The organism is Nocardia wallacei, assembly GCF_029869545.1.
GTDB classification, from domain to species: Bacteria; Actinomycetota; Actinomycetes; order Mycobacteriales; family Mycobacteriaceae; genus Nocardia; species Nocardia wallacei_A.
Genome location: NZ_JARWQD010000207.1, coordinates 1 through 7,700 on the forward strand (window position 1 = coordinate 1; position 7,700 = coordinate 7,700).

The 7,700-nt window shown below is 69.5% G+C and carries 9 protein-coding genes; 6 read left to right on the plus strand and 3 right to left on the minus strand.

Annotated elements, in window-relative coordinates:
• Both QH290_RS17100 and QH290_RS17105 read right to left on the minus strand, forming a co-directional pair.
• Positions 1-699, minus strand: a 699-nt coding sequence (locus QH290_RS17100; RefSeq protein ID WP_280383870.1) for a M48 family metalloprotease, incomplete at its 3' end; no start/stop codon positions are given.
• A gap of 104 nt (positions 700-803) precedes the next feature.
• The gene (locus QH290_RS17105; RefSeq protein ID WP_280264826.1) at positions 804-1,826 is read right to left on the minus strand and encodes a polyprenyl synthetase family protein; all 1,023 of its coding nucleotides are present in this window, start codon (positions 1,824-1,826) and stop codon (positions 804-806) included.
• A gap of 153 nt (positions 1,827-1,979) precedes the next feature.
• Between QH290_RS17105 and QH290_RS17110 the strand changes: the two genes are divergently transcribed.
• The 3 genes from QH290_RS17110 to QH290_RS17120 all read left to right on the plus strand — a co-directional run bounded on the left by QH290_RS17110 (position 1,980) and on the right by QH290_RS17120 (position 4,261).
• Positions 1,980-3,257 (plus strand): geranylgeranyl reductase family protein, encoded by a 1,278-nt coding sequence (locus tag QH290_RS17110; protein WP_280383873.1) that lies wholly within the window; start codon positions 1,980-1,982, stop codon positions 3,255-3,257.
• A 73-nt stretch (positions 3,258-3,330) separates the two neighbouring features.
• Complete coding sequence (locus QH290_RS17115) at positions 3,331-3,762, plus strand: helix-turn-helix transcriptional regulator (RefSeq protein ID WP_280383875.1); 432 nt, start codon at positions 3,331-3,333, stop codon at positions 3,760-3,762.
• Between the two features lie 49 nt (positions 3,763-3,811).
• Entirely contained in the window at positions 3,812-4,261 is a 450-nt protein-coding gene (locus QH290_RS17120) for a VOC family protein (protein ID WP_280264829.1), read from the plus strand.
• 90 nt (positions 4,262-4,351) lie between these two features.
• Here the strand turns inward: QH290_RS17120 and QH290_RS17125 are convergent, their stop codons facing one another.
• Complete coding sequence (locus QH290_RS17125; protein ID WP_280264830.1) at positions 4,352-4,858, minus strand: DUF2505 domain-containing protein; 507 nt, start codon at positions 4,856-4,858, stop codon at positions 4,352-4,354.
• 39 nt (positions 4,859-4,897) lie between these two features.
• Between QH290_RS17125 and QH290_RS17130 the strand changes: the two genes are divergently transcribed.
• From QH290_RS17130 to erm, 3 genes are all read left to right on the plus strand, one after another.
• Positions 4,898-5,356 (plus strand): DUF3592 domain-containing protein, encoded by a 459-nt coding sequence (locus QH290_RS17130; protein ID WP_280264831.1) that lies wholly within the window; start codon positions 4,898-4,900, stop codon positions 5,354-5,356.
• Between the two features lie 93 nt (positions 5,357-5,449).
• Positions 5,450-6,592, plus strand: a complete 1,143-nt coding sequence (locus QH290_RS17135) for a glycosyltransferase family 4 protein (RefSeq protein ID WP_280383877.1) — start codon at positions 5,450-5,452, stop codon at positions 6,590-6,592.
• Positions 6,593-6,853: 261 nt separating this feature from the next.
• Positions 6,854-7,700: 23S ribosomal RNA methyltransferase Erm (gene erm / locus QH290_RS17140; protein WP_280383879.1), on the plus strand; the 847-nt coding region annotated here is incomplete at its 3' end.

Consider the following 7,700-nt stretch of genomic DNA (forward strand, 5'->3'; position numbering starts at 1 on the left):
GCGCAGGGCCGAGGCCAGGGCCAGCGGGTCGCCGGTCAGGGCCGCCCCGTCCTGGTCGGCCTGGTATTCGCGCGAACGCGACACGGCCAGCTTGATGAGCGTCGCGGCGATCGGGCCGAGCAGCGAGACCAGCAGCACCCCGATGATGTTCGGGCCCTCGCCGTCGCGGTTGCCGCCGCCGAACATGCTCGCGAAGAAGGCCAGGTTGGCCAGGCCGGAGATGACCGCGGCGAGCGCGCCCGCGACCGACGAGATCAGAATGTCGCGGTTGTAGACGTGCGACAGCTCGTGCCCGAGCACCGCGCGTAGCTCCCGTTCGTCGAGGATCTGCAGGATGCCGCTGGTACAGCAGACCGCCGCATGTCTCGGATTGCGGCCGGTGGCGAACGCGTTGGGTGCATTGGTCGGGCTGATGTACAGCCGCGGCATCGGCTGGCGCGCCGCGGTCGCCAGCTCGCGCACGATCTTGTAGATGACCGGCGCCTCCAGCTCGGAGACCGGCTGCGCGTGCATCGCCTTGAGGGCCAGCTTGTCGCTGTTGAAATAGGCGTAGGCGTTCATGCCCACGGCGAGCAGGATCGCGATCACCAGAATCGTCGGATTACGGAACATAGCGCCGGCGAACACGATCAACGCCGACATCCCGACCATCAGCCCGAACGTCTTCAAACCGTTCCCGAACCCACCATGCCCGTGCATCGCACTCCTTCACGCCCCCGTCAATAGATCGCGTTACACCAGGTCAACGATAAAACGCGGGGTGAAGTTCCTAGTCGAATTGTGAGCTTTACGGGATTTACCGGCTACCCCACGCGTTCGATGGTGTAGCGGACCAGGTGCTCCAGGGCGTCGTTGGCGGGGCCGGGGGGCAGGGCGGAGAGTTCGGCGTGGGCGATGTCCGCGTAGCCCTGCAGCTTCTCCTTGGCCAGCACCATGCCGCGCGACCGCGACAGCAGGTCCAGGGCCTCGGTGACCTCCTCGTCGGACTCCAGCGGGCGGGCCAGCAGCTTGCGCAGCCGGTCGCCCTCGGCGCCCTCGTCGCGCAGCGCGTACAGCACCGGCAGCGTGTGCACGCCCTCGCGCAGGTCGGTGCCCGGCGTCTTGCCGGACTGCTCGGAGACCGAGGAGATGTCGATGATGTCGTCGGAGATCTGGAAGGCGGTGCCGACCGCGTCACCGAGGCGGGCCAGCCGCTCCACATGCTCGGGATCGGCGCCGGAGAAGGCGCCGCCGAAGCGGCCCGAGGCCGCGATCAGCGAGCCGGTCTTCTCCCACACCACCCGCAGGTAGTGCTCGACGGGATCCTGGGATTGCCTGGCGCCCAAGGTTTCTCGCATCTGGCCGGTCACCAGTTCGGCGAACGTCTCGGCGATGATGCGCACCGCGTCGGGGCCCAGCGTGGACACCAGCCGGGAGGCGTGGGCGAACAGATAGTCGCCGGCGAGGATCGCGATGCTGTTTCCCCAGCGGGAATTCACGCTCGGGGCACCGCGCCGCATCGACGCCTCGTCCATCACGTCGTCGTGGTAGAGCGTGGCCAGGTGCACCAGCTCGATGACGGTTCCGGCGGTGACCAGGTCGGGGTCCGTCGGGCGCGGGCCCAGCTGGCCGGTGAGGATGGTGAACAGCGGGCGAAAGCGTTTGCCGCCGGCCTTGGCCAGGTGCAGCGCCGCCTCCTGCAGGAACTCCTCACCGTCGGACAGCTCGCTGATCAGTAGCTTCTCGACCTCTTCCAGACCGCTGCGCACGGTCGAAGCGAGCTCGGAATCACCGAGATCCACCCCGGCGACCACGGTGGTCTCGTCGCTGACAGCCGATGCGCTCATGCCATCTCCCAAAGCCGGTTCCGTCCCCACACCCAAGAACCTAGCGTGTCGGGGGTGACGTGCCCATGAACGGAGTCACTCTGGGACGAATCAGACAGCGTGAACCGGCGGCACCGTCGACACTCCCGGACCCGTGCTGCAAGTATTGAGCCCATGGGTACAGCGGATGCCGGTACCGCGAGCGGTGATTCAGCAGCGGACGTCTTGCCCCCGCACGCCGACGTGCTGGTGGTCGGCGCGGGCCCGGCGGGGTCGGCGGCGGCCGCCTGGGCGGCGCGTTCCGGGCGCGATGTGCTGCTGATCGACGCCGCGGTGTTCCCGCGCGACAAGACCTGCGGAGACGGCCTGACGCCGCGGGCGACGGCCGAGATGGAGCATCTGGGGCTGGGCGACTGGGTGCGCGCGCACACGGTCAACCGTGGCCTGCGGATGACCGGATTCGGCCGCGAGGCCCTGCTGACCTGGCCGGACGGGTCGTTTCCGGGGTACGGAAGTGCCGTTGCCCGAACCGAACTCGACGACAAGCTGCGCGAGACCGCCGTGAAGTGGGGCGCCCGGATGGTCGACGGGGTGCGCGTGGTCGATGTCGCGCACGCCGGGGACCGGGTCTCCGGCGTCACCGTGCGGGCCGGGGCGGGCACCCGCGAGATCGGCTGCCGGATGCTGATCGTGGCCGACGGGGTCCGCTCCCCCGTCGGCAAGATGCTGGGACGCACCTGGCATCGCCGATTCGCCTACGGTGTCGCCGCCCGCGCCTACATCAGGTCCGCTCGCAGCGACGACGAGTGGATCACCTCCCATCTGGAACTGCGCGATGCCGAGAACACGCTGGTGCCCGGGTACGGGTGGGTGTTCCCGCTCGGCAACGGGGAGGTCAACATCGGTGTCGGATCGCTGGCCACCGAGCGGCGGCCCTCGCACGTCGCGTTGAAACCGCTGTTGCAGCACTATGTTTCGCTGCGACGCGCGGAATGGGAGTTCGAGGGTGAGACGCGCGCGGTGGCCTCGGCGCTGCTGCCGATGGGCGGCGCGGTGTCGCGGGTCGCCGGTCGCAACTGGGCGCTGGTCGGCGACGCCGCCGGGTGCGTCAATCCGCTCAACGGCGAGGGCATCGACTACGGCCTCGAGGGCGGCCATCTGCTGGCCGGGCTGCTCGACGAGCCGGACCTGACCACCCTGTGGCCGGACCTGCTGCGCGCCCGCTACGGCCGCACGTTCTCGGTCGCACGCCGGATCGCCGCGCTGGCCACCCATCCGCGCATGGTCCCGACCGGCGGACCACCGGTGATGCGGTCGAAGTACCTGCAGCGCACCGCGGTTCGAGTGATGGGCAACCTGGTCACCGAGGAGGACGACGACCTCACCGCCCGCGCCTGGCGGGCGGCGGGCCGAGCCTCGATGCGCGCCGACGAGCTACCGCCCTTCACCTGACGGATGCGTGCCGACCGGTGGACTCCGCGCACCGGGGCGAAAATCTGTCGGCACCTCGAGGGATGATCGAAGGGTGACGGATCGTCGGCATGTGGAGACGCCGCCGCTGGATCTGCTGCCGCATCTGCGGCGGGCGCGCGACCTGGCGGACCGCAACTATGCCGAGCCGCTGGACCTGGACGAGCTGGCCGCGGCGGCCGGGGTGTCCAAGTACTACTTCCTGCGCTGTTTCGCGGCCACCTACGGCAAGACCCCGGCGCTGTATCTGGCCGAACGGCGCATCGAGCGGGCCCAGGACCTGCTGCGCGCCACCAACATCACCGTCACCGAGGCCTGCATGCTGGTCGGCTACGCCAGCCTGGGCTCGTTCAGCCGCAAATTCACCGACCTGGTCGGCATGTCCCCCTCGGCGTACCAGGCCAAGTTCGCCGCCGAGGGAGCGCCGCGCATCCCGGGCTGCTACGTCTTCATGCACGGCCTGTCCGACCGCAAACCCCCGGAGTAGAGCAATTTCGGAGAAGCCTCCCGGAGGCCGGGTCTCATAGCCTTGCGACATGGCAACCATTACGAACATTTCCCTGGTGACCGTGTACGTCACCGATCAGACCGCTGCCAAGCAGTGGTACATCGACAAGCTGGGCTTCGTGGAGGTCAACGATGTGTCCATGGGCGACAACGGCTTTCGCTGGGTGACCGTCGCCCAGCCGGATCATCCGGAGCTCGAGGTGACCCTGATGGTGCCGGGTCCGCCGCTGGACGACACGATGGCCGAGGCGATCCGGCGTTCGCTCGGCAACGGGAGCATGGGGGCGTTGGGCCTCAACACCGACGACTGTCAGAAGGCGTACGAGGAGCTCACCGCGAAGGGTGTGGAATTCGTGCAGCCGCCCTCGGAGCGGCCCTACGGTGTCGAGGCGGTGATGCGCGACAACTCCGGGAACTGGCTGGTCCTGGTGGAGAAGCGGGAATTCGATCCCGCGGCGGTCGATTGGTCGCAGGAGTAGGGCGCATCGGCCGTGCGACGGCCGGTGCGGGCCGCGAACCTCTGTCGGCGATGCCTGCAGGCATGTTCGCGGCCCCGTTCGTAGGCGGGCTCAGGATCCGGTCTTGGCGCCCAGCCAGTTCTCGATGAACTTGCGCTCGCTGTTGACCACTCGCTGCTGCAGTTGCTCGGCCAGCGGTTCGATAGCGCCGCCGACCAGCGGGACCTTGACCGATACGGTGCCCGCGACCTCGATCTGGGAACCCTCCGCGGTGGGACGCAGCTCGTAGGTGCCTTCCATTTCGGTGGTGACGCCCTTGGACGCACCGGTGAAGCTGCCCTTGGCGGTGTCGCCCTCGAGCGGGCCCCAGTTGTCGATGCGCTCGAGCTCGAGCTCGCTCTTGAGTACCTTGCCGACGATGGCCGGGATCTTGTCCTGACGTGCGCGTTCGGTCATGTGCACGCGGATGGTGCCCGGTCCGTCGGGGTGGGACAGCGCGAGGGTCGCGGTTTCGGCGCCGTCGAACCTGGCCTGCCACATGTCATCGCTGGTGATCGCCCGGTGAAGCTCTTCTACCGGAACGCTGTAGGACACGGTGAAGCTGAATTTACGGGACATGGGGCACACGCTATCCGAGCCATGTCATAGCCTGGTGCGGTGTCGGAAACCACCCAGTCTGATCAGCGGATCGGACGTCGCCCAGTGCGCTTGCGGCGCACCAGGATCGGCGTCGTGGTGGCCGCGACGGCGGTGAGTGTGCTGGCCGTGCTGCTGGTGCTGGCGGCCTGGCGCGACGACATGCTGATCAATGCCGACAAGGGCGTCACCAGCGCCGAGGTGCTGTCGGCGGGGCGGCTGCGCTCGGCGGTGACGTATGTGACGCCCGACGGCGTGACGCGCAACCCGAAGGTGGGTGTGCTGTATCCGACGAAGCTGACCGCGGGCGAGCGCATCAATGTCGAATACAGCAGGAAGGATCCGGACCTGGTGCGCGTGGCCGGGCGCGACGCGCGGGTCGCGATCATCCCCGCGCTGTCGGTGATCGTGGTGGCCTGGGCGCTGGCGCTGCCGACGCTGTGGCTGCTGCGCCGGATGGAGCGACGCGATCAGCTGTGACCGCACCGCACGTCGCGCACTGTTCGCCCGAACTTCGAGTGCGTGTCACGTCGGCGTGGCGGCTCCGAGTTCCGCGGTGATCACACTCGACGTGTGCGTGTAGCGATTGTCGCGGAGTCGTTTCTGCCGAATATGAACGGCGTCGTGAACTCCGTGCTGCAGGTGCTCGAGCACCTCGATCGCCACGGCCACGAGTCGCTCGTGATCGCGCCGGACACCCCGGGGGACCTGCCTCCGGCGCCGCGCGAGCACGGCCGGTTCCCGGTGCTGCGGGTGCCCGCGGTGATGGTGCCGAAGATCAGCTCGCTCCCGGTGGGCCTGCCGCAGCCCGCGATCACCGCGGCCATCGACGAATTCGACGCGGACGTGGTGCATTTGGCGTCGCCGTTCCTGCTGGGGGCCGGGGGCGTCGCGGCGGCGTTGCGGCTGGATCTGCCCGCCGTGGCGATATTCCAGACCGATGTCGCCGGATTCGCCGCCAGCTACGGGCTCGGACCGGCGCGGCGGGCGGCCTGGGCGTGGACGCGGCGCATTCACATGCGGGCGGCCCGCACCCTCGCGCCCTCCACCGCCGCCGCGGAAGATCTTGCGCGGCACGGCATTCCGCGGGTGCATCGCTGGGCACGCGGCGTCGACACCGTGCGGTTCACCCCCTCCGCGCGGAGCGAGGCGCGGCGGCGGGCATGGTCGCCGGACGGCCGGTTGATCGTCGGATTCGTCGGGCGGCTGGCGCCGGAGAAGCATGTGGACCGGCTGGCCGTGCTGGCCGACGATCCGGATATCCGGTTGGTCGTGGTGGGCGACGGGCCGGAGCGCGCCCGGTTGACGCGGCTGCTGCCGTCGGCGGTGTTCACCGGCGAACTCGGCGGCGCGGAACTCGCCGAGGCATATGCCAGCCTCGACGTGATGGTGCATCCGGGCGAGCACGAGACGTTCTGCCAGGGCGTGCAGGAGGCGCTGGCCTGCGGGCTGCCGGTCGTCGGCCCGGACGCGGGCGGGCCCCGGGATCTGATTTCGCACTGCCGCAACGGATATCTGCTTCCCGTGGACCGGTTCACCGAACTGCTGCCCAGTGCCGTTGCGGCGCTGCAGGATCCGGCCTTGCGCACGCGGTTCGCCGGTTCGGCCCGCAAATCCGTGCTGCATCGCACCTGGCCCGCGATCTGCGCGGAACTGCTGGGGCACTACGCGGACGTGCTCGGCACCGATTCGGGCCACCTGTACCGCAGCGCCTAGAAATTCGGTGGCGGGCGGTGGCGGCGCTGTTCTAGCCTGTGCGGCATGGGAGGTTCAGGCGTGAGCGGCGCATGCGCGATCGGCGCGTACTTCGTGCGGCTGCGCGCAGCAGCCTGGACCCTGCCCGCGCATCGCATCGTTCTCCGCATCCGATAATCCGGAGATCTCGCTGACGGCCGATCGGCCGATTCTCGTGCGCCCCGGCGTGGGTCCGGGCGAATCGACTCTTCCTGATTCGACCGCTCCGTCCGGAGGACACCCATGTCCCGTTCGTTTCCGCGCGCCCGGAATGCGCGCAAGACGTTGTCGCAGAATTTCCTCACCGATTCCCGTGCCGCGGCGATGATCGTGCGTGCCGCCGACCTCGCACCGGAGGCTCCGGTCCTCGAGATCGGGCCCGGCGACGGCATGCTGACCAGACACATTCTCGCGGCCGGAGGCCGGGTATCGGCCTATGAGAAGGATCCCCGTTATGCCGCCCGGCTCCGCCGCCGATACGCGGACGATGAACGAATTCGCGTGTACAACAAGGACTTCAGAATGGTCCGCGCACCGCACGAGCCGTTCTCGGTGATCGCCAACGTACCCTTCGGGATCACCACCGATATCGTCCGCTGGTGCCTCGCGGCCCGGAATCTGATCGATGCCACGCTGCTGACCCAGCTCGAATTCGCGCGCAAGCACTCCGGCGATTACGGCCGCTGGTCCAAACTCACCGTCGAACACTGGCCGTGGATGTCGATCACGGTGGGCGCACGCGTGCACCGCAGCAGCTTTCACCCGGTGCCGCGGGTCGACGCCGCGGTGCTGCGGTTGCGGCGGCGATCCGAGCCGCTGGTCTCCGGTGCCGCCGCGGCCGAGTACCGCCGACTCGTCGACCTCGGATTCTCGGGTGTGGGCGGCTCGCTCGCCGCGTCGCTGCGCCGCGACCATGCGGCCGGCGCGGTGGGGCGGGGGGGCGCCGCCCCCCGGGTAGCCCCCCCCCCGCCCCGGGGGGGGGGGGGGGGCTCCCGGGGGGGCGGCGCCCCCCCCCCCCACCGCGCCGGCCGCATGGTCGCGGCGCAGCGACGCGGCGAGCGAGCCGCCCACACCCGAGAATCCGAGGTCG

Excerpts from the sequence above, each read along its gene's own strand:
- QH290_RS17125 (WP_280264830.1), bottom strand. The coding sequence starts at position 4,858 with ATGTCCCGTAAATTCAGCTTCACCGTGTCCTACAGCGTTCCGGTAGAA.
- QH290_RS17105 (WP_280264826.1), bottom strand. The coding sequence starts at position 1,826 with ATGAGCGCATCGGCTGTCAGCGACGAGACCACCGTGGTCGCCGGGGTG.
- QH290_RS17120 (WP_280264829.1), top strand. The coding sequence starts at position 3,812 with ATGGCAACCATTACGAACATTTCCCTGGTGACCGTGTACGTCACCGAT.
- QH290_RS17110 (WP_280383873.1), top strand. The coding sequence starts at position 1,980 with ATGGGTACAGCGGATGCCGGTACCGCGAGCGGTGATTCAGCAGCGGAC.